Consider the following 19,530-nt stretch of genomic DNA (forward strand, 5'->3'; position numbering starts at 1 on the left):
AGAAATGGCAGCCGTCAGGCAGCCGCTGGAGGCTCGGCCAGTACCTGGTCCAGCAGCTCGATCCAGTGCGACACCGGTGTACCGGTGCCAGCCTGCAGGTGGCTCACGCAGCCGACATTCGCCGAGACGATTTCAGGCGCCCCGGTCGCCTCCAGGTTGGCCAGCTTGCGGCTCCTGAGCTCGTGCGCGATCTCGGGATGCAGCACCGAATAGGTGCCGGCCGAGCCGCAGCACAGGTGGCTGTCGGCGCACAGCACCACGTCGATGCCGGCGGCGCGCAGCACGCTTTCGACCTTGCCGCGGATCTGCTGGCCGTGCTGCAGCGTGCAGGGCGGATGGAAGGCCACGCGCCGGCCGCCCTCCTGTTCCACCTGCAGCGCCAGCTGGGCTTCGAACTGGGGCAGGATCTCGGACAGGTCGCGCGTCAGCAGCGAGATGCGCGCCGCTTTCGCCGCATAGGCCGGATCGTGGGCCAGCAGGTGGCCGTATTCCTTGACCGTCACGCCGCAGCCCGAGGCCGTCATCACGATCGCCTCCACCTGCTCGACGTAGGGCCACCAGGCGTCGATATTCCTGCGCATGTCGTCCAGCCCGCCGGCCTGGTCGTTCATGTGGTAGCGCACCGCGCCGCAGCAGCCGGCCCTGGGCGCCGCCAGCAGCTGCACGCCGACGGCGTCGAGCACGCGCGCGGCGGCGGCGTTGATGTTCGGCGCCATGGCCGGCTGCACGCAGCCGTCGAGCACCAGCATCTTGCGCGCATGGCTGCGCGTGGGCCAGCGCCCGGCCGCGGGCGCCGGCTGCAGCTTGTCCTGCAGATGTTTCGGCAGCAGCGGCCGCGCCAGCGACCCGGTACGGTGCGCCAGCTTGAACACGCTTGTCCGCGGCAGGAATTCCTTCAGGGTGTTGCGCTTGATGCGGTTACCCAGGGTGCGCGGCACGCGTTCTTCCACCACGCGGCGGCCGATGTCGACCAGGCGCCCGTATTTCACGCCCGACGGACAGGTCGATTCGCAGTTGCGGCAGGTGAGGCAGCGGTCCAGGTGCAGCTGGGTCTTGCGCGTCGGCTCCGCCCCTTCCAGCACCTGCTTGATGAGATAGATGCGCCCGCGCGGGCCATCGAGTTCGTCGCCCAGCAGCTGGTAAGTGGGGCAAGTGGCGGTGCAGAAGCCGCAGTGCACGCAGGCGCGCAGGATGGCTTCGGCCTCGTCGCCGTCCGGCGTGCCCTTGATGAAATCGGCGAGATTGGTTTGCATGGTCTAATACATCCGTCCCGGATTGAAGATGTGCGCGGGGTCGAAGCTGGCCTTCAGGCGCTCGTGAATACGCGCCACGGCCGGCGCCAGCGGCTGGAATACGCCCACGCGCTTGTCGCCGCCGCGGAACAGGGTCGCGTGGCCGCCGGCGGCTTTCACCGTGGCGCGGATGGCTTCGGCGGCGTCGCTGCCTGCCCGCAGCCAGCGCTGCGCCCCGCCCCACTCGATCAGCTGCTCGCCCGTCAGCACGACCGCGCCGGTGGTGGACGGCAGCGACAGGCGCCACAGCGCGTCGTTGCCATCGCCATCGCCGACGCCCGCAAAGAAGGCATGCCGCTGTTCGCGCAGCGATGCCCAGAAGGCCGCGCAGTCCGGCAGCACCTGCCCGCCCAGCGCGCGTACCGCCGCATCCACCGCCGCCTGGGCGCCCGACAGCCGCAGCGCCAGCACGCCGGCATGCCAGCAACTGGCGGACACCGGCAGCGGCTGGCCGCCCCATTCGTTCAGTTTGCGAATCGCCTCGATCTCGTTCATCTCGAAGCGCAGCGTGGTCTCGGCAAAGGGACACGGCAGCACCTTCACCGAAGCCTGTGTGATCAGCCCCAGCGTGCCGAGCGACCCGGCGAGCAGGCGCGAGACGTCGTAGCCGGCCACGTTCTTCATCACCTGGCCGCCGAAGCGCAGCAGCTCGCCCTGCCCGTCCAGCAGCTCGGCGCCGAGCACGAAGTCGCGCAGGGCGCCGCTGTTGGCGCGGCGCGGGCCGGACAGGCCCGCAGCGATCGCGCCGCCAAAGGTCGCATTGTCGCCAAAGTGCGGCGGCTCAAAGGCAAGCATCTGGTTCTGCTCGGCCAGCACGGCCTCGATCTCGGCGAGCGGCGTGCCGCAGCGCGCCGTGATCACCAGTTCGGTCGGCTCGTAGTCGACGATGCCGGTGTGCCCGCGCGTGTCGAGGATCTCGCCTTCGAATGACTGGCCGTACCAGTCCTTGGTGCCGCCGCCGCGGATGCGCAGTGTGGTGCCGCTTGCCGCAGCCGCGCGCACCTGTTCCCTGAATGTCTCGATCATCTGTGTGTTCTTAAAAGCGCGGCAAGTCGGGGAAAGGCAGCACGCCGCCGCTCACGCGCATCTTGCCGAATTCGGCGCAGCGGTGCGGTGTGGGGATGGCCTTGTCGGGATTGAGCAGCATGGGCGCGTCAAACGCGCGTTTCACCGCGAAGAAGGCATCGAGTTCGAGCCGCCCGAACTGCACGCACATCGAATTGATCTTCTCCATGCCGACCCCGTGTTCACCGGTGATCGTGCCGCCGACTTCCACGCACAGCGCCAGGATCGCGGCGCCAAAGGCTTCGGCACGTTCGAATTCGCCCGGCTTGTTCGCATCGAACAAAATCAGCGGGTGCAGGTTGCCGTCGCCGGCATGGAACACGTTGGCGCAGCGCAGGCCGAAGGTCGTTTCCATGCCCTCGATCCCGGTCAGCACCTGGGCCAGGTTCTTGCGCGGGATGGTGCCGTCCATGCAGTAGTAATCCGGCGAGATGCGCCCCGCCGCCGGAAAGGCGTTCTTGCGCCCAGACCAGAAGCGCATGCGCTCGGCCTCGCTTTGCGACACCGCGATGGCGCTGGCGCCGGCCGCCTGCAGCACCGCCGTCATGCGCTCGATTTCCTCGGCCACCTCCAGCGGCGTGCCGTCGGCCTCGCACAGCAGGATGGCGGCGGCGTCGGTGTCGTAGCCGGCGCGCACGAACGGTTCGACCATGCGCGAAGAGGTGCGGTCCATCATCTCCAGCCCGGCCGGGATGATGCCGGCCGCGATCACGCTGGCGACCGCGTTGCCGCCGGTGACCACGTCGTCAAAACTGGCCATGATGACTTGCGCCGCGGCGGGCTTCGGCACCAGCTTCACCGTTACTTCCAGCACGATGCCGAGCATGCCTTCGGAGCCGATGAAGACGGCCAGCAGATCCAGGCCCGGCGCATCGAGCGCTTCGCCGCCGAGCTCGATGACATCGCCGTCGATGGTGGCCACGCGCACGCGCAGCACGTTGTGCACGGTGAGGCCGTACTTCAGGCAGTGCACGCCGCCCGAATTTTCCGCCACGTTGCCGCCGATGGTGCAGGCGATTTGCGAGGACGGGTCGGGCGCGTAGTACAAGCCGTATTGCGCCGCCGCCTCCGAAATGGCGAGGTTGCGCACGCCCGGCTGGACGATGGCGGTACGCGCATAGGCATCGACCTTGACGATGCGGTTCAGGCGCGCGGTGGAGACGACCACGCCGTCATGGATCGGCAGCGCCCCGCCCGACAAACCGGTGCCGGCGCCGCGCGGCACGATCGGCACCTTCAATTCACGGCAGACGGCGAGGATGGCCAGCACCTCGGCCTCGTTCGCTGGCAGCGTGACGATCATCGGCAGCTGGCGGTAGGCGGCCAGGCCGTCGCATTCGTAGGGGCGCGTGTCTTCGGGATCGTGCAGGACCGCGCGTTCCGGCAGCCTGGCGCGCAGGGCTGCGGCGACCTGCTCGCGACGTTCCGGTGGGGCGACAAGAGGGGCTTGGAGAGGGGCGGACATGCTGAGATTGTAAGCACAATCACATCGTTTTGTCGTATCCTCGGGCTATCTTTTTTTATGGTCTGGACATAATCATGGGCAATCGACTTTCTAAAATCGCCACACGCACCGGCGACGACGGCAGCACCGGCCTCGGCGACGGCAGCCGTACCGGCAAGGACAGCGCACGCATTCACGCGCTGGGCGAAGTCGACGAACTCAATTCCTTCGTCGGCCTGCTGCTGTGCGAAGACATGCCGGCGGACACGCGCGAAGAACTGGTCTCGATCCAGCACGATCTGTTCGACCTGGGCGGCGAGCTGTGCATTCCCGGCTACCAGATGATCAAGGACGAACACGTGGCGCGCCTAGACGGTCTGCTGGAAAAATACAATGCCGACCTGCCGATCCTGAAGGAGTTCATCCTGCCGGCCGGCTCGCGCGCGGCCTCGACCGCCCACGTCTGCCGCACCGTGTGCCGCCGCGCCGAACGCGCCATCGTCGCGCTGTCGAAAGAGGACACGATCAATCCGCAGCCGCGTCAATACGTGAACCGTTTATCCGATTTGATGTTCGTGCTGGCGCGCGTGCTGAACCGCTTTGCCGGCGGCAGCGACGTGCTGTGGAACCACGAGCGCAAGCGCGGCTGATCAAGGGATTTGCATGGCGGGCGAGCACGTCTTCAAACTGCGTTTCTACATGGCCGGTGCAAACTGGCCGACCAATCCTTTCCAGTACCGGGGCAAGGGCACGATCGAGATCGGCCAGGACTTCGTGATCCTGCGCGGCAGCCGGCATCGCTCGTTCCGCATGCCGCTGCGCGAGGAACAGCGCCTGCGCATGGTCGACATCGTGGACGTCTATGCCAGCGGCAGCGACGTCACCTTCACGCTGCTCGGCGTGAAGGAAGACCTGACGATCGGCTTCAGCGTGGAAGACGCAGCCACCGCCGACCGCATCGTCGCCCTGCTGCCCACGCGCCAGACACCGGCCCACGCGCAAGCGCACGCCGAGCAGGAGGTCTTCCACGACCGCATCGATTACTGGAGCCCGTCCACGCCGGTGATCTGGGGGCTGCTGGTGGCGAACATCGGCATCTTCGTGCTGATGTGGCTGGCCCGCCAGCGCTACCAGACCTTCCTCGACGGGCCGCTGCGCCAGCTGTTCGCATTGCATCCCGATGTCTCGGCGCTGCTGCACTCCCAGCAGCTGGTCGAATGGGGCTCGAATTACGGCCCGCGGACCCTGAAAGGCGAATGGTGGCGCCTGTTCACCTCGATGTTCCTGCACGGGAGCATCTGGCACATCGGCTTCAACATGCTGGCGCTGTGGCAGGTGGGGCAAGTCACCGAACGCATCTTCGGCAGCGCGCGCTTCGCCGGGCTGTACGTCCTGGCCGGCCTGTCGGGCAGCCTGGCCAGCGTGCTGTGGAATCCGCATGTGAACAGCGTCGGCGCATCCGGCGCGATCTTCGGCATCATCGGCGGTTTGCTCGCCTTTTTGGGACGCAAGGACAGCGGCGTGCCACCCACGGTGGTGGCCGACCTGCGCGGCTCGATGGTTCCGTTCCTGCTGTTCAGTCTGTGGATGGGCTTCATTTATCCGCACACCGACAACGCGGCGCATATCGGCGGTTTGATCGGCGGCTGGCTGGCGGGGCATTTGCTGGCACGGTCGATTCACTTGCCGGAGCGCGCATAAGGATGGCGGACCAGACTTCTACATTGCTCTGACGGCGGCAGGGTCGTACGCTGAGCCTTACCAATCGTCTGCTATCGGCCAGAAGCGGACATTGCATTGGCTGCATCACTCATGAATTCATCGACTTATGGCTAACACTAATTGGCGCGTGACTGAACTCAAGCATTACGCAAACGATATCAATTGGCTGACGGCTGACGAGGCTTTTCGCGCAAATTCGCTAGCAACGTTGTACGCCGCTAAGACTCATTTGGGCCTGGATACCTCGACTGTCGCTGAGATCAAGCGGATTATCTTTGGAGACGACGTGCCGGCGGCGAGGGAATGGCTGGGAGCGCACGTGAACGCTGCAGACCAACTGGTCGTGGTGTTCGACGAAACAAATTGCTTTCGCTGCGACGCTGAATTCTTTCTAAAAAATTGGCAGGACGTTTTTGTGCCCTCACGCGATGACGCAGTAATCTACTCGACCGTGAGCCCGCTCGTCGTGTTTTTGTGTCATGAGAATGAGTTTGAAACGGGTCAACGGATTGTGTACGGTTGAGCGTCGTTGTCGTGGCCACGCGCGTCCGCTTTGGGTCGGTTGCGGTCCTCGGTAATGGTTTGCTTTTTTTTCTGCTTTGGCAGCGTGCTATGCTGAATTCAACGGCCGCAATCGGCCAGAAGCGGGCGCTAATCTGCTGCACGAAAAAGCTATTTGGCGGAGGCGAAGCACTGCATTGACAACATTTATTTGAGGAGGTATTGATGCGATCAATCAGTGTGGCGGCAGTTTTTCTGCTCTCACTTCTTAATGCGGGCGCTGCGCTTGCCCAGAAGACGATCCTGCTCGGTACAATCGACAAACTAGAGTTCGTAAAGGAAGGCACGGAATATTGCCCCGTAACCTGCCCGAATCTCGTCGAGATCAAGGAAGATGGCACTAGGCGAATATGCTTATCGCGCCATGGGGATTGTCAACTCGTCAGCCTACGGGTGATCGAGGTCCTGGCGGGCACCTCCCCCGGCCCTACCGTCGTAGGCAAGTCAAAGCTGGGCGAATTCGGCCGACCGACGATACCGATGGAAACGCGGCAGGTTGTCGCGGAAATCGACGAGCAGGGATATGCGAGCTATATCGGTGCGACCTATTCCAACGATGGCGTCTTGTTGCAACCGAAGTCCTGGGCCAAGGTCGATGGAATCGACCTGGTACCAATGAAAAATGAACACGGGGTAGTACCGTTAGAACTATTACGTCAGCGCTTGCGCGAGAAACGCTAGCGCCGCCTTTTCTTGATTAAATTGGAAGTACGCTTCGCAACGCTAGCCGGGGATCTAAGATGCAGCCGCGTCGACAGGGACGTCGAAAACGAGGACGGTCATCAAAAACTCGCGGTTGCGGTCGCCATTCTGATGAAAAATATAGCGGTAGCCGGAGGAGTGGGGCCAATTGACGACGCGTTTTAAATTGGGGTGCAACTCGCATACATCCTTGACTCCTTCCAGCACCGTCGACGTCGCTGTACCGCGATTAAACACCAAGATAGCGGTTTTGCTGTCCCGCCATGCCGTATAGCCGAGCAGTTGATCGATTGCCTCGCGAAATTTTTTCGGCCCCTTCCAAAATTTGCATTCAGCGATAAATGCATTTCGAGCACCTTCGCGAAGGAGGATGTCGGTCTTGCCATTCAGATTGAACGTTTCTCCTGTTGCCCTGCCCTCGAACTGTCCGTTAAGTTGGACCAGGAAATGCTGGCGTAGTGCCTCTTCGTCCATGGTGCTAAATGCACTCGGACTACGTTCCATCACCAAGGTCATCTGCTGGATGACATTTAGGGCGTGCTCGTACTGGTCCATGGCCCAAGTAGGCTCTGGCTCAAACGGTGCAGCAGTGGCGACAGGCAAGGTCGGTAATGCTTTTTTACGCACCGTTGGGATCGTGTAAGTCGTCGGCGCGTCGGCCCGAGTACGTACCGGTATTCCCAAGTTTGTCAGGCGCTGGGTATTGGCGAGCAGACGACGCCGGCGCTCGCTAATCGCAGTGTCGGCCGCACCTTGGAGACGCGCGTTGTGGGCAAAGATTTGGGTTGCCTGCCAATTGAGATACTGCTCAATTTCAGCAATAGTCGCATCGAGATCGTTCTTGATGTCGCGAGTGACGTCGTCCGCGATGTCATAGGTAAAAATTATTTCTTGACCGGTGACCTCTGCGATCGGTGACCTGGCCGTGTATGTGCTGGGCTGCGCCTTTAGCAAGGGTGCCTCGCCTGTGAACGGCAAGTGCACGACAATCTTCTGCCCGGGACGATAGAAGGGGCGATTGCGGTCCTCGATCCACCGGTTATGGTCCTGGCTGACGTCAACTTGAGTTTCTGTTGCTTCAACCGACATCTGGTCGCGTTGCAGTTTCACTTGCTCGACGCTGAACTTTTCGACAAGATAAGCGATCAGGTCGTCATGGGCGGTATTGAGAAAATGCTCTGCTGGGATGCTGTCGACGGTAGTGCACAGTTCGTGCAGAGTGGTATCGAGCTGACGCTGAAGGTCGGTATCTGCAAAAAGATGGTTGTATCGATTGCCGGATCTGCGCATCAATCACTCACGAAAGTAGGGTCGAAAATAACGGTGCTGTTTGCCGATTCTAGCACTTCATACTTGTAGCTCTGCAATCACTAAGCTGGAACTGCGGCTTAACTTTGGCGTCCACAATTGTGGCGGATGCGTGCAAGTTGCTGAATGCAAGGTTTGACGAGCCTAACCGGACACATGAACGTCCGCTTCAGGTCGAATCTCGCCACTCGCGTTGCCCATGACATCTTCTCGTCGATAAGCTGATATCGTTTTGCGACAGGCAAGACCTCCCGAAATTGATCTTTTGTCTGGAGTAACCTGAAGGCTAACGTCAATAAGCTATTACTTTCCTCGGCCTTCTACATACCTTCACCATGCGCCACCTTGCCATATTCCTGTTTATCCTCGCCACATTGGTCTCATCGAATGTGCATGCCGTTCCAGGTTCGCACTGCGCCAACGATGACTTCCTGCTGCATCGGGATACCCTCAAGATTGCCAAGGTGACCTTGCCGGTGTTCGCACACTTCTGCTACCGCGACGATAGCGGCGACCACGTGGTATACCTGACCGAAAGCGGCGACCGGCGCTACTATGGTAAAACCTTGTCGACTAAAATCGGCGCGCACTTGTTCACGATACATGCTGGGCCAACCCTGACGGCCAAGGGCACGGTCAGCGATAGCGCACCGATAGAGATGGCCGGCGTGCAGTGGTGGACCAAGCTGACCGAGTTAAACGATATCGACGGCGACGGGCTGGTTGATCCGATCCTGGTGTACCGCTTCTACGCTAGTAATGAGGGAAAGATCGTGAATGATGCTTTCGAAGGGCGGCTGAAGATCATCGCTTTTCACCGCGACACCAAGGCCGCCATCCGGGCAATCACGGGCGACCTCGACCTGCAACGCTCGACCACAGCCAGCGCCCCCTACTTCAAACTGCCGCCCGCCCTGCAAATGCACCTGGTGCGCAAGATGAGCCGAATGTATGACGAAGACATGTTTGGCTTCGACAATAGTCATGCCTTTAAGCCTTTGAAGTAATTTTTAAGTACGCAAGCTGCTACGCTGACGTGAACGGCTAGAATCGGCCAGAAGCGGACATAGAGTCAGCACAATGAATGGTCGACTGAATTTCGGAGCCCTTAGAATGAAATCGCGTGGAAGACCCCTGCAGTATGCGTGCTTCGTTTGCAAGAAAAGCTTCAAGCGTCCACAGCTTTCCGGCTCGATCAACCGTTTTATGACGAGTGAACAAGCTATTGGACAGCAAAAGGAATCTCGACGCCTCGAAGACTCTCGGCAGTACAAGTGCCCAGACTGTGGTTGCCTAGCTCACTTCATGGGCATTGACTTCAAAGCGCCGAAAAGAGTGGATATTAAACAGTGGCAAGCGGTTGAAGAATTTATACGATCTGGAAAACTCTACAACCGGCAACCGAGGTCCGCTTAGGGTCGAAAAAGGACGCTACAACAAGGTCTGCAACCGGCCAATAGTGGACGCAGTGACATCGGGTCTGCATGCCAACACGGAGATAACGCGCGCCCCGTCCCGACTAACTCAATAGCGCTATCCGCAATCAATGAGAGCTTGGGTAACCGGGCAGAAAGCCAGGGCTCCATAAAATTCCTATGAATCCTTCTGTCGCAGGACGGCTCGAGCAACAACATTTAAAAGTAGCACGATCAAGGTCACTAGCAGTGCACTACCCCAAGCAAGCCGGCGCCAATCGTCATATGGACTCATGGCGTAACGGAGTATCAGGACTGGAAGATTAGCCATCAGACCGTTCATGTCAGTACTATAGAATTGATTACTCAACGCCGTGAAAAGTAGCGGCGCCGTCTCACCTGACACTCGAGCTAATGCCAGCAGCACACCAGTAATGATCCCTGCTTTAACAGCACGAAGACGTACCAGCATCGCAACCTTCCAACGTGGAGCACCTAAGGCAAACGCTGCCTCACGTAAACTGCTGGGAACGAGGCGCAGCATGTTATCTGTCGTGCGGACCACAACAGGAACTGCTATGAGAGCCAAGGCAAGGGACCCAGCATAACCAGAGAAATGCCCAACATTAGCGACGACCAATGCATAGACAAACAGGCCGATTGCAATTGAAGGTGCTGACAACATAATATCGACAACAAACCTGGTGACTGCTGCAAATTTGTTGCCTTCACCATATTCAGACAGATACATCCCGGCCATAATTCCAATCGGAGTGCTTATAAGGGTAGAAAGACCCACCATTAAAAAACTACCGACTATGGCATTTCGCACCCCTCCGGGGCTGCCCGGAGCTGGGCTATCCAAGGTGAAGAAGTCAACTGACAATAGCGCACCAAAACCTTCGATCAGAAGCGTAGAAAGAATCCATAGCAAAAAGGTGAGGCCAACCATCATGGCGGCAACTGACGATGCTATTCCGATGCGATGAGCTATTATCCGTTTAGTGTAAACTGAATTTTTCATGTCTTGGTTTTTCGAATTGCAGAGAGCTAGGCCCGCCAATTAAATTGGGAATGCAGCCTCTTTGAATCAAAATTACACGACTGCATTCAACAAGGAATGGCAAGGCCGGTAGCGAAACTCGATTGAAGGCGACTCGGCCGAATGCAAATGGTTGGCTGCAAAGCTGACAATATTCAAAATGTTGGCGGTCGAGTCTAATTGGGATTTGTGACAGCATCATGATGATGATGCTGTCAGTGATGAGCTTTCAGGCGTACGAAGGCGATGCCGCCTTCAGCCCCTTCAGGACATCGTTGAACAGCGTGCGTTGCTGAGCCAATCAGGCAAAGTTTTCCCGAGTCTGGGCTGCACTGGAGGAGTGCGATTGATTTGAAATGCTATACAAGTCACCGCATTAACCGTTCTCTTAGGCAAGGAAGAGGTTTTGTTAGACGTACTTATCACTTGCTCGAAGCGCCGCAAGAATAGCCGAGTCTGCCGGACATCATGCTTCGCCCGGATGGCTTAGCATGAAGGCATGAAAACCGACCGCAAGACCCTCTTCCTCGAAGGCTCGATTCCGCGTGCGCTCGTCACGCTGGCGATCCCGATCATGCTTGCCAACCTGCTGCAGACCGGCTACCAGCTGACTGACGCTTTCTGGGTTGGCCGCCTTGGCGCATCGGCGGTGGCGGCGATTTCGGTCAGCTTCCCGGTCACCTTCCTGGTGATCGCGCTCGGCTCCGGCCTGGCCATGGCCGGTGCCACCATGGCCGCGCAATACGTCGGTGCCGGGCGCCAGGACATGGTGAATCACGTGGCGGCGCAGACCATGCTGATGGTGGTGATCACTTCGATCGTGTTCGGCGCGATCGGCTTCGTGCTGGCCCCTACCCTGCTGCGTTTGCTCGGCGTGGCGCCCGAGGTGTACAGCGGCGCGCTCGGCTTCCTGCGCGTGTCGTTCGTGGGCATCCTGTTCGTGTTCATGTACGCGATGTTCCAGGCGCTGATGCGCGGCGTCGGCCAGACCCGGATTCCCTTGATGATCGTGGCAGGCACCGTGGTGCTGAACTTCGTGCTCGATCCGCTCTTCATCTTCGGCTGGGGGCCGATCCCCGGCCAGGGCGTGATGGGCGCGGCGTATGCGACGCTGATCACGCAGGCGCTCGCCGCGGGCCTGGGCATGCTGGTGTTCCTGCGCGGGCGCCATGGCATTGCGCTGGCGTGGCGCGGCTTCAAGCCCGATCCGGTGTATCTGAAGCGTGCCTTCTTTCTCGGCCTGCCGGGGTCGGTGGAGCTGTCGACGCGCGCGCTGGGGCTGATGGTGATGTCCTTCCTGGTGGCCAGCTTCGGCACGCTGTCGATCGCCACCTATGGCGTCGGCTCGAACATCCTGCAGGTGATCACGATTCCGGTGATGGGCATCGCGATGGCGGTAGCGACCCTCGTTGGCCAGAACATCGGCGCGGGAAATACGGCGCGCGCCGAGCGCATCACCTGGCTCGGCACCTTTGCCAGCTTCGTCCTCCTGACGCTATTGGGCGGCGTCGCCTGGCTGTGCGCGCCATGGCTGGTGCGCTTCTTCATTCCCGACGACCCGGCGGTGATCGCCGGCGGTGCCCACTTTATCCGCATCATGTGCCTGGCCTGGGGCGGGATCGGCATCCAGCTGTGCATCGTGTCGGCCTTCCGCGCATCCGGGAATATGCTCAGTGCGATGATCATCGCGATGGTGTCGCAGTGGATGATCCAGTTCCCGTTGGCCTACGTGCTGGCGAAGCACACCACGCTTGGTGCGGATGGCTTGTGGTGGTCGTTCCCGGTGACGAACGTGGCGGTGGCGTTGGTGTCGGTGGCGTGGTTCGCGCGCGGCAGCTGGAAGACAGTGCGCCTGACCGAGGACGACAGGCAGGTGGCCGAGGTGGCCAAGGAGACGATGGTGGAGGAAGGCAGCCTGCGCTGAACTGCCGGCTGTCTGCCTTCCCTGGAAACAGCGCGCCTCAGGAAGCCGAGGAGGCCGACGTCTGCGGCAGGCTCTTGACGTTCTTCTTCAGGAAGAACAGTGCCGCAGCGATCGACGTAAAGAACACGGCCACGCCGACCGGGTCGACGCGCACATCCACGGTAACTCTCACATCCACATTTTTCACAGGCTCCTCCATGATCGATCTCCGATAAATTAATAAAACTATATCAAAAATCCGGATGATCATCCTTGGGGCCGTGTGTAGCGGATCACGCCTGCCGGCGCCCGGCGTGACGAAACAGGCGGACCACACTCCCGGGCGCGCCAGAGCCGAAGAATTCGGCCAGGTTCCGTGCGGATGCGGCGGCGACTTCTGCGCTACGGGAAAACAGCGCGGATTCGTAAGCAGCCAGCGCGGCGTCGAGATCAGCCGGATGACGAATGATCGCCCTGGCCAGTTGCGCGCCGTCGTACAGCGCCAGGTTGGCTCCCTCACCCGCAAATGGCGACATCAGATGCGCGGCGTCGCCGACCAGGGTCACGCCGGCAACCCTGTCCCAGCGTAATCCCGCCGGCAAGGCGTGGATCGGGCGCAGGATGGGCGCGACCTGGCTTTCGCGCACGAAGACAGTCAGCGACGGCGCCCACCCCGCGAATTCCTGCGCAATGCGCGCGAGGCCGGGCCGCGCATCGGTGAAGTCGATCGAGCGCAGCCACGCCTCCGGCTTGTCCAGGGCCGCATAGCCGCGCACGGTGCCGTCGGCGTGGCGGTGCAGCATGATGCCTTTGCCGGGGGCGACGGCCATGAGCGTACCGCTTCCGATCGCGTCGATGGCGGCCTGGTGGCGAGGCGCGGCGTCGAGCAGCCCGATCTCGACGAAACAGATCCCGGAATAGGCGGGCCTGGCATCGGTCAGCAGCGGCCGTACACGCGACCAGGCGCCGTCCGCGCCCACGATGAGATCCGCCGTGATCGACGTGCCATCGGCAAAGCGCGCCTGCGGCTGCGAGCGCCCGCCGGCGACCGAGGTGAGCTTGCGGTTCCATTCGACGGCACCCGCGGGAAGCGCGGCCAGCAGCATGTCGCGCAGCGCGCCCCGTTCGACTTCGGGCCGGCAGGCGCCATGGCTGCCGGGCCTGTCGAACAGGACGGCGCCATGCCGGTCGACTATCCGCTTGGCGTCTTCGGCGGGAAGGACGAGTGAAGTGAAGGCGTCGCGCAAGCCGGCGTCTTCCAGCGCGCGCTGGCCGCTGTGTTCGTGGATATCGAGCAGGCCGCCTTGTGTGCGCGCACCCGGGCCGGCGTCGGCTTCGTAGATCGTGGCGGCGATGCCGTTCACATGCAGGACCCGGGCCAACACGAGGCCACCCAATCCTGCACCGATAATTGCAATTTTCCTGTTCATCCAGCGCTCCTGATGCCTCAGCGTGTTGCTGACGGCATTCGTAAATCCGACGGCATGTCGGATGGTTAAGGGAGACGCTGGTCAACGTGCATGGCACGCGCTTGACGTGTATTCGGCAGCCCGACGAGTGTGTTCGCCATGTGTGGACTGCCGTTTTTCGCGATCCGGCAATGATAAACCAGGCCGGGACACCATGGGCTGCAGCTTTACTCTTGCAGCCTACTTCACCAGCACCTTGTAGCTCCACGGCGCCATGTCGAAGCTCGTTGCCGCATCCACGCGCACCGTTTCGCCGGTGGCGAAGTCGCGGTAGCTGCCGTGGTGCAGGTCTTTGCTGAAGCTGGCCTTGACCTGTTCTCCCGACAGGTTCAGCGCGACGAAGACCTTGTCCTTGGCATTGGCGCGCACGAAGCTGAAGATCTGCTTCGGCGCGGCGTTCGGCACCTGCACCATCTGCGCACCGAATTCACCGTTCCACAAGGCCGTGTTGGACTTCTTCAGCGAGATCAGCTTGCGGTACAGGTCTGCATACGGTGACGGCTTCCACTCGATCGGATCGCGCTCGAAGAATTCCAGGCGCTTGCGGTTGCCGGCTTCCTGGCCGTTGTAGATCATCGGCATGCCTTCGCTCACAAAACTGAACACGATCGCCGCGTCGACCGCCGGGCCGAAGATATCGAACTCGGTACCCTCCCAGGTGTTCTTGTCGTGGTTGGTCGTGTACAGCAGGCGGTAGGCCTGGCGCGGGTAGAACTTCTGGCCCCAGGCGTAATAGGTGTACAGGCCGGTGGCGTCGCGCTTGCCCTTGGCGACGTCGTGCAGCGCGTCCCACCAGGTCCAGGCATAGCTGGCATCAAAGGCCACGCGGTGCATGTCGCGGCTTTCCCATTCGGCCAGCATGAACACCGGCTTCACGGCGCGCAACTCACGGCTGGCGTTGTCCCAGAAGTCCTGCGGCACCAGGCCGGCGGCGTCCACGCGGTAGCCGTCGATGCCGGTCTCGCGCACCCAGTACAGCATCGATTCGGTCATGTAGCGGCGCAGGGCCGGCTTGCTGTAATCGAGGTCGATGATGTCGTCCCAGTCGAACCAGGGCGTCGGGCGCGGCTTGCCGCTGCTGTCGTTGGCGTACCAGTCCGGATGGCTGCTGCGCAGGACGCTGTCCCAGGAGGTGTGGTTGCCGACCCAGTCGATGATGACACGCATGCCCAGCTTGTGCGCGCCGTCGACAAAGGCGCGGAAGTCCTGCAGGGTGCCGAATTCCGGGTTCACGGCGCGGTAGTCGCGCACCGCGTACGGGCTGCCGAGCGTACCCTTGCGCTTGAGCTCACCGATCGGGTGGATCGGCATCAGCCACAGGATGTCGACGCCGAGTTCCTTCAGGCGCGGCAGTTGGGCGGTGGCGGCCTTGAAACTGCCCTCCGGCGTGAACTGGCGCGTGTTGATCTGGTAGATGGTGGCGTTCCTGGTCCAGTCGGCGTGCTGGAACTGGACGTATTCCTGCGGCGTATAAGGATCGGCGGCATGGGCGGCGATGCCGAAGCCGGCTGCGCACAAGGCCAGGGTCAGGCGGGCAAACGTATGCTTCATGAAGTATTCCCAAGTAATAAAGACCTGTTCGTTGTCCAGGCCAGAAAAGACCGCGACGGCGCAGTCAAGGTGCAGGTTCAGTCGTGACAGGCAGAAGGCCAGGTTGCGAACTTTGTTGATGCAGCCCCATCTGCCAGCCAATCGAGCGCCAGGCGATGGACAGACACGCCCTCGACGCTGATGTCGCAGCATGATTCGCGTTCGCCGGAGGCATATGCGCTTGCGAGACGGGCGGCGGCGTCGCAGTCGCCATCGTTGATCAGGCTGGTAACCAGGGTGACGGCATAGGCTCCACGTTCCAGCTGATTGGTATGTTGGGCGACCAATGACGAGAAATCCGAGGCTTGCAGGACTTCCGTCAGGAGTGCTTGCTGGGTCACGACGACTGCCATCAAGGAGATTGCTGCATCGCCCGGCGTAAGACAGGACTGTTCAAGCACCTCCTCATACATGGGCAGTCCCGGGCAGGTAAAGGCGCCGTTTGCGCGGAACGAAAGCGGTTCGCCCGCATTCCCGGGCATCCCCAGGATATCCCATAGAATCGGGTCCAGCGCCATGGGTTTGACGCAGTGCGTGACGTGCGTTTTTCCATCGTAAAGCGATACCGTTATACGAACCTCATGAAAAAAATCGCCGGCCTGCCTGAACAGCACCGCGCCACTTTTCCTCCACCCGGTTCCTTTGATCGCAGGACCGAGAGCGACCAGGACCGCTTTCTCGAAAGCCCGCCATTGCCTGGCACTGCCCTGCACGATTTTTCCGTTCTCGCTGCTGGAAATTGCTGTTCTCCTTACGTTTTCCGTCATCCGGCCCTCACTGTTGCGAAAGCAGACATTCCAGACTGCCTTGAGTATATAGCAACTGTTTGATCAGGCCGCTATGAAACGCCCTGGAACAACTGGTCTTGTGCCGTCGTCTCGACAAGATAGTCGATAAACACCCTCACCTTCAGCGGCAGGAAGCGGTTCTCCAGGTAGACAGCGTATAGCTGGTCGCCTGAAAAGCCCTTTGGCGTCAGTTCGGGCAGCAGCTGCACGGCGGCGCCGCTGCGCAGGTCCTCGCCAACCACATACGTCGGCAGCAACGCAATGCCGCCGCCGCGCAGCATGGCCAGGTGCAGGGCCACGCTGCTGTTGGCGGCCAGGGCGCTGTCCACGTTCACATTCACGGTGCCACCAGCGTCGTCGAACTGCCAGGTCACCGGCGCACCGGAGGCGCCGAACGTCAGGCAGCGGTGCATTGCAAGGTCCTCGGTGCTCTGTGGCGTGCCGTGCTGTTCCAGGTAAGCCGGCGCCGCAGCCAGCACGTAGCGGATGCCTGCTATCGGCCGCGCCACCACGCTCAGCATGTCGATGCGCGACGCCAGGCGCAGGGCGACGTCGATGTTTTCCTCGACCAGGTCGACGTAGCGGTCGGTCAGGCTGAGCACCACGCGGATGTCCGGGTAGCGCTCCATGAAGGCGGGCAGCAGGCCGGCCAGGCAGGTAGTGCCGAAGGCCATCGAGGCGCTCACGCGCAGGGTGCCGCCCGGGCCGGTCTGCAAACCGGCGGCGGTGGCTTCCAGCGCGCGCGCTTCTTCCAGCATGCGCACGGCGTTCCCGTAGATGGCGCTGCCCGCTTCGGTGAGGCCCAGTTTGCGTGTCGAGCGGTTCAGCAGCCTGGCGTGCAGCTTCCTTTCCAGGTTCGCGACCTGCTTGCTGATGTTGGCCTTGGTCGTGCCCATCTGGCGCGCGGCTTCGGAAAAGGAACCGGTGTCGACGACCCGGACAAAGGCCCAGACATCGGAAAAGTCGCGCGGCTGCATCTCGGTCATCGTATCGTCCTTGGAAACAATCAGTTGCCCAGCCAATGGATTGTATCGCAGCAGTATTCAGCCTAAGCTGGGAAGATCAACCACTGGAGAACACGATGACCACGCTCAGGCTTGCCCCTCCTGCCGTTTCCGTACTGGCCCGCATCACCGGCCTGGCCCTGCCCCTGCTCTTCATTGCGATGTGGAGTTCCGGCTATGTGGTCGGCAAGCTGGCCGTGCCGTATGCCGGGCCGTTCACGCTGCTGGCGATCCGCTTCGGGCTGGCCTCATCCGTGCTGCTGATCGTGGCGCTGGCGGCGCGCGCGCCCTGGCCGGCGAACCGCAGGCAGTTCGGGCACCTGGTGGTGGTAGGCTTCCTGATCCAGGCGCTGCAGTTCTCGGGCCTGTACACGGCGCTGAAGTTGGGCGTGTCGGCGGGTGAATCGGCGCTGATCGTCGGCACCATGCCGGTGTTCACGGCGCTCGGGGCGGCGTTCGTGTTCGGCGAACGGCTGGGTGCAAAACAGTGGCTGGGAATGGCGGGCGGCGTGATGGGCGTGGTGCTGGTGGTGTGGCACAAGCTGGGCACCGGAAGCGCTGGCGTCGGGGCCTATGCGGCGGCCGTGGTGGCGCTGGCCGGGGTCACGCTCGGCACGCTGTACCAGAAGAAGTTCTGCGCGGGGATGGACTTGCGCACTGGCGGCTTCGTGCAGCTGGCGGTGGCGACGCTGGTGGCGCTGCCCGTGTCGCTGTCCGTGGAAGGCTTCGACGTGCGCTGGACGCCGGCGATGCTGTTTGCGTCGGGCTGGCTGGCGGTCGTGAATTCGATCGGCGCGACCAGCCTGCTGTTCCTCATGATGCGCAAGGGGGAAGCGAGCAAGGTGGCCAGCCTGTTCTACCTGATCCCGGGCGTGACGGCGCTGATGGCCTTTGCGCTGCTGGGCGAGACCTTGAGCGCGATGACGCTGGCCGGCTTCCTGGCGACGGCTGGTGCGGTGTACCTGTGCACCCGCGCGCGTTGACAGGGCCGTTCGGATCGTGCCCCGCCGGCATCAAGGAATCGGGCCCGTTCCGCTCCAGCTGTTGCACCAGTTCTTGCAAGAGGTCAGGCGCGGTACGCAATACCGTGGCGGGTGAGCACCGCTCGTCATGCAGTCGATGAATTCGGCCTCGCATTCATCGATGCAGGTATTGTAGTCAACCTGGGCATAGGCATAGGAAGCACTCAGGCCGAGTGCAAACAGGAACAGGCGTATCTTGTTTTTCAATGTGATTCTCCCTTGGCGATCAGGACGAAGTGCTGCGCACGGCGGCCGCCGTCCGGTACGGCCGCCGGCTTTCCTTGCTGCGCAAAACAGGTCAAGGAATGTCGCCGGTGCCGTCCCAGCCGTCGCACATCGCGGCGCACATGCTCATGCGGTGCCCGCAATAGTTGAGGGTGAAGTTACCGCGCGACAGGCAATCCTCGTACTGGTCCCAGCAGGTCTGGAAGCAGGTGTTGTAGTCGGTGTCGGCATGGGCATAGGAAGCACTCAGGCCAAGTGCGAACAGGAACAGGCCAATTTTCTTTTTCAATTCGATTCTCCCTTGGGATCGAGACAAAACAAGGCGCGGCTACCCGCCATGAGGTGCGGCTGCCGCCGTTTTCCTGCTGTGGAAAGCGGGTCAAGGAATCGGGCCGTTACCGTCCCAGCCGTCGCACATCGCGGAGCAGACGCTCATGCGGCTCTGGCAGTAGTTGGGGGTGAAGTAGCCGCGCGACATGCAGTCGACGTACTTGGCGTGGCAATCCAGGATGCACGCCGTGTCATCGTAGGCATAGGCATAGGAAGCACTCAGGCCGAGTGCGAACAGGAACAGGCCGAATTTCTTTTTCAATGCAATTCTCCCTTGGCGATCAAAGACGATTTGCTGCGCGCGGCGGCTGTTGTCTGGGACGGCCGCCGGCTTTCCTGTGGTGCGGAAACCGGGCCTGTTTATTGTTGGCTTTGCGACAAAGTTATCGTGGATTGGGGGGCGGACGAACTAGTAGAGTTGAGAGGTGGATGGGTACAGTGGCCGAATACACGTTTCGACATTCAGACGTGCTATACCGCGTGGGCACGAGTGCCTTGCGCGGCCCGGCCCACCCTACTCCTTCGCCGACGTACGTGACTTCGGTTTGGTAGGGTGGACACCTGTGTCCACGCGGTCGTACACGTGCACACCGCACTATCGGCAAAAAAAACGGCGCCCAAGGCGCCGCTTCTTCATCGAGCCGAATA

General features: G+C 61.5%; 19 protein-coding genes. 7 read left to right on the forward strand and 12 right to left on the reverse strand.

Going from position 1 to position 19,530, the window contains the following annotated elements:
* Nucleotides 1-14: 14 nt before the first annotated feature.
* Genes glcF through LK540_RS14860 form a run of 3 tightly spaced genes read right to left on the reverse strand, consistent with a single transcriptional unit; the run spans nt 15 to nt 3,822 of the window.
* Nucleotides 15-1,253, reverse strand: a complete 1,239-nt coding sequence (gene glcF, locus LK540_RS14850) for a glycolate oxidase subunit GlcF (protein WP_229438079.1) — start codon at nt 1,251-1,253, stop codon at nt 15-17.
* Between the two features lie 3 nt (nt 1,254-1,256).
* Nucleotides 1,257-2,318: a glycolate oxidase subunit GlcE gene (gene glcE / locus LK540_RS14855; protein WP_229438080.1), complete on the reverse strand. Its 1,062-nt coding sequence runs from the start codon at nt 2,316-2,318 to the stop codon at nt 1,257-1,259.
* Nucleotides 2,319-2,328: 10 nt separating this feature from the next.
* The gene (locus LK540_RS14860; protein ID WP_229438081.1) at nt 2,329-3,822 is read right to left on the reverse strand and encodes an FAD-linked oxidase C-terminal domain-containing protein; all 1,494 of its coding nucleotides are present in this window, start codon (nt 3,820-3,822) and stop codon (nt 2,329-2,331) included.
* Between the two features lie 74 nt (nt 3,823-3,896).
* Here LK540_RS14860 and LK540_RS14865 point away from each other — a divergent pair, with 74 nt between their 5' ends.
* The 4 genes from LK540_RS14865 (at nt 3,897) to LK540_RS14880 (ending at nt 6,765) form a co-directional block, all read left to right on the forward strand.
* Nucleotides 3,897-4,451, forward strand: a complete 555-nt coding sequence (locus LK540_RS14865; protein ID WP_229438082.1) for a cob(I)yrinic acid a,c-diamide adenosyltransferase — start codon at nt 3,897-3,899, stop codon at nt 4,449-4,451.
* A gap of 13 nt (nt 4,452-4,464) precedes the next feature.
* Nucleotides 4,465-5,502 carry a rhomboid family intramembrane serine protease gene (locus LK540_RS14870; RefSeq protein ID WP_229438083.1) on the forward strand — a complete coding sequence of 346 codons (1,038 nt, stop codon included), beginning with the start codon at nt 4,465-4,467 and terminating at the stop codon, nt 5,500-5,502.
* A gap of 148 nt (nt 5,503-5,650) precedes the next feature.
* Complete coding sequence (locus LK540_RS14875) at nt 5,651-6,046, forward strand: hypothetical protein (RefSeq protein WP_229438084.1); 396 nt, start codon at nt 5,651-5,653, stop codon at nt 6,044-6,046.
* Nucleotides 6,047-6,249: 203 nt separating this feature from the next.
* Nucleotides 6,250-6,765: a hypothetical protein gene (locus tag LK540_RS14880; RefSeq protein ID WP_229438085.1), complete on the forward strand. Its 516-nt coding sequence runs from the start codon at nt 6,250-6,252 to the stop codon at nt 6,763-6,765.
* Between the two features lie 54 nt (nt 6,766-6,819).
* Here LK540_RS14880 and LK540_RS14885 read toward each other — a convergent pair whose 3' ends face one another.
* Entirely contained in the window at nt 6,820-8,076 is a 1,257-nt protein-coding gene (locus LK540_RS14885) for a hypothetical protein (protein WP_229438086.1), read from the reverse strand.
* A gap of 353 nt (nt 8,077-8,429) precedes the next feature.
* Here LK540_RS14885 and LK540_RS14890 point away from each other — a divergent pair, with 353 nt between their 5' ends.
* Nucleotides 8,430-9,101: a hypothetical protein gene (locus tag LK540_RS14890; protein ID WP_229438087.1), complete on the forward strand. Its 672-nt coding sequence runs from the start codon at nt 8,430-8,432 to the stop codon at nt 9,099-9,101.
* Between the two features lie 586 nt (nt 9,102-9,687).
* Here the strand turns inward: LK540_RS14890 and pstA are convergent.
* Nucleotides 9,688-10,533, reverse strand: coding sequence for a phosphate ABC transporter permease PstA (gene pstA / locus LK540_RS14895; protein WP_229438088.1), 846 nt, complete (start codon nt 10,531-10,533; stop codon nt 9,688-9,690).
* 517 nt (nt 10,534-11,050) lie between these two features.
* Between pstA and LK540_RS14900 the strand changes: the two genes are divergently transcribed.
* Complete coding sequence (locus tag LK540_RS14900) at nt 11,051-12,475, forward strand: MATE family efflux transporter (RefSeq protein ID WP_229438089.1); 1,425 nt, start codon at nt 11,051-11,053, stop codon at nt 12,473-12,475.
* A gap of 37 nt (nt 12,476-12,512) precedes the next feature.
* Here LK540_RS14900 and LK540_RS14905 read toward each other — a convergent pair whose 3' ends face one another.
* The 5 genes from LK540_RS14905 to LK540_RS14925 form a co-directional block, all read right to left on the reverse strand.
* Nucleotides 12,513-12,662, reverse strand: coding sequence for a hypothetical protein (locus tag LK540_RS14905; protein WP_229438090.1), 150 nt, complete (start codon nt 12,660-12,662; stop codon nt 12,513-12,515).
* Between the two features lie 85 nt (nt 12,663-12,747).
* Nucleotides 12,748-13,884 carry an NAD(P)/FAD-dependent oxidoreductase gene (locus tag LK540_RS14910; RefSeq protein ID WP_229438091.1) on the reverse strand — a complete coding sequence of 379 codons (1,137 nt, stop codon included), beginning with the start codon at nt 13,882-13,884 and terminating at the stop codon, nt 12,748-12,750.
* A 219-nt stretch (nt 13,885-14,103) separates the two neighbouring features.
* A complete protein-coding gene (locus LK540_RS14915) occupies nt 14,104-15,474 on the reverse strand; it encodes an alpha-amylase family glycosyl hydrolase (RefSeq protein ID WP_229438092.1) in 1,371 nt (456 codons plus the stop codon).
* A gap of 77 nt (nt 15,475-15,551) precedes the next feature.
* Nucleotides 15,552-16,280, reverse strand: coding sequence for a hypothetical protein (locus tag LK540_RS14920; RefSeq protein ID WP_229438093.1), 729 nt, complete (start codon nt 16,278-16,280; stop codon nt 15,552-15,554).
* A gap of 71 nt (nt 16,281-16,351) precedes the next feature.
* A complete protein-coding gene (locus tag LK540_RS14925) occupies nt 16,352-17,287 on the reverse strand; it encodes a LysR family transcriptional regulator (RefSeq protein WP_229438094.1) in 936 nt (311 codons plus the stop codon).
* Between the two features lie 95 nt (nt 17,288-17,382).
* Here LK540_RS14925 and LK540_RS14930 point away from each other — a divergent pair, with 95 nt between their 5' ends.
* Nucleotides 17,383-18,288: a DMT family transporter gene (locus LK540_RS14930; protein ID WP_229438095.1), complete on the forward strand. Its 906-nt coding sequence runs from the start codon at nt 17,383-17,385 to the stop codon at nt 18,286-18,288.
* Between the two features lie 337 nt (nt 18,289-18,625).
* Here the strand turns inward: LK540_RS14930 and LK540_RS14935 are convergent, their stop codons facing one another.
* Together LK540_RS14935 and LK540_RS14940 are read right to left on the reverse strand one after the other, a co-directional pair.
* On the reverse strand, nt 18,626-18,841 hold the full coding sequence (locus LK540_RS14935; protein ID WP_229438096.1) for a hypothetical protein: 216 nt from the start codon (nt 18,839-18,841) through the stop codon (nt 18,626-18,628).
* Nucleotides 18,842-18,931: 90 nt separating this feature from the next.
* Nucleotides 18,932-19,144 carry a hypothetical protein gene (locus LK540_RS14940; RefSeq protein ID WP_229438097.1) on the reverse strand — a complete coding sequence of 71 codons (213 nt, stop codon included), beginning with the start codon at nt 19,142-19,144 and terminating at the stop codon, nt 18,932-18,934.
* Between the last annotated feature and the right edge of the window lie 386 nt (nt 19,145-19,530).

The sequence above is a fragment of the Massilia sp. IC2-278 genome, assembly GCF_020708045.1.
Taxonomy (GTDB): Bacteria; Pseudomonadota; Gammaproteobacteria; order Burkholderiales; family Burkholderiaceae_D; genus Telluria.

Coding starts and splice junctions, on each gene's coding strand:
- LK540_RS14890 (WP_229438087.1), top strand. CDS start 8,430: ATGCGCCACCTTGCCATATTCCTGTTTATCCTCGCCACATTGGTCTCA.
- glcF (WP_229438079.1), bottom strand. CDS start 1,253: ATGCAAACCAATCTCGCCGATTTCATCAAGGGCACGCCGGACGGCGAC.
- LK540_RS14925 (WP_229438094.1), bottom strand. CDS start 17,287: ATGACCGAGATGCAGCCGCGCGACTTTTCCGATGTCTGGGCCTTTGTC.
- LK540_RS14900 (WP_229438089.1), top strand. CDS start 11,051: ATGAAAACCGACCGCAAGACCCTCTTCCTCGAAGGCTCGATTCCGCGT.
- LK540_RS14860 (WP_229438081.1), bottom strand. CDS start 3,822: ATGTCCGCCCCTCTCCAAGCCCCTCTTGTCGCCCCACCGGAACGTCGC.
- LK540_RS14880 (WP_229438085.1), top strand. CDS start 6,250: ATGCGATCAATCAGTGTGGCGGCAGTTTTTCTGCTCTCACTTCTTAAT.
- LK540_RS14920 (WP_229438093.1), bottom strand. CDS start 16,280: ATGACGGAAAACGTAAGGAGAACAGCAATTTCCAGCAGCGAGAACGGA.
- LK540_RS14915 (WP_229438092.1), bottom strand. CDS start 15,474: ATGAAGCATACGTTTGCCCGCCTGACCCTGGCCTTGTGCGCAGCCGGC.
- LK540_RS14870 (WP_229438083.1), top strand. CDS start 4,465: ATGGCGGGCGAGCACGTCTTCAAACTGCGTTTCTACATGGCCGGTGCA.
- LK540_RS14865 (WP_229438082.1), top strand. CDS start 3,897: ATGGGCAATCGACTTTCTAAAATCGCCACACGCACCGGCGACGACGGC.
- LK540_RS14930 (WP_229438095.1), top strand. CDS start 17,383: ATGACCACGCTCAGGCTTGCCCCTCCTGCCGTTTCCGTACTGGCCCGC.
- glcE (WP_229438080.1), bottom strand. CDS start 2,318: ATGATCGAGACATTCAGGGAACAGGTGCGCGCGGCTGCGGCAAGCGGC.
- LK540_RS14885 (WP_229438086.1), bottom strand. CDS start 8,076: ATGCGCAGATCCGGCAATCGATACAACCATCTTTTTGCAGATACCGAC.
- LK540_RS14910 (WP_229438091.1), bottom strand. CDS start 13,884: ATGAACAGGAAAATTGCAATTATCGGTGCAGGATTGGGTGGCCTCGTG.
- pstA (WP_229438088.1), bottom strand. CDS start 10,533: ATGAAAAATTCAGTTTACACTAAACGGATAATAGCTCATCGCATCGGA.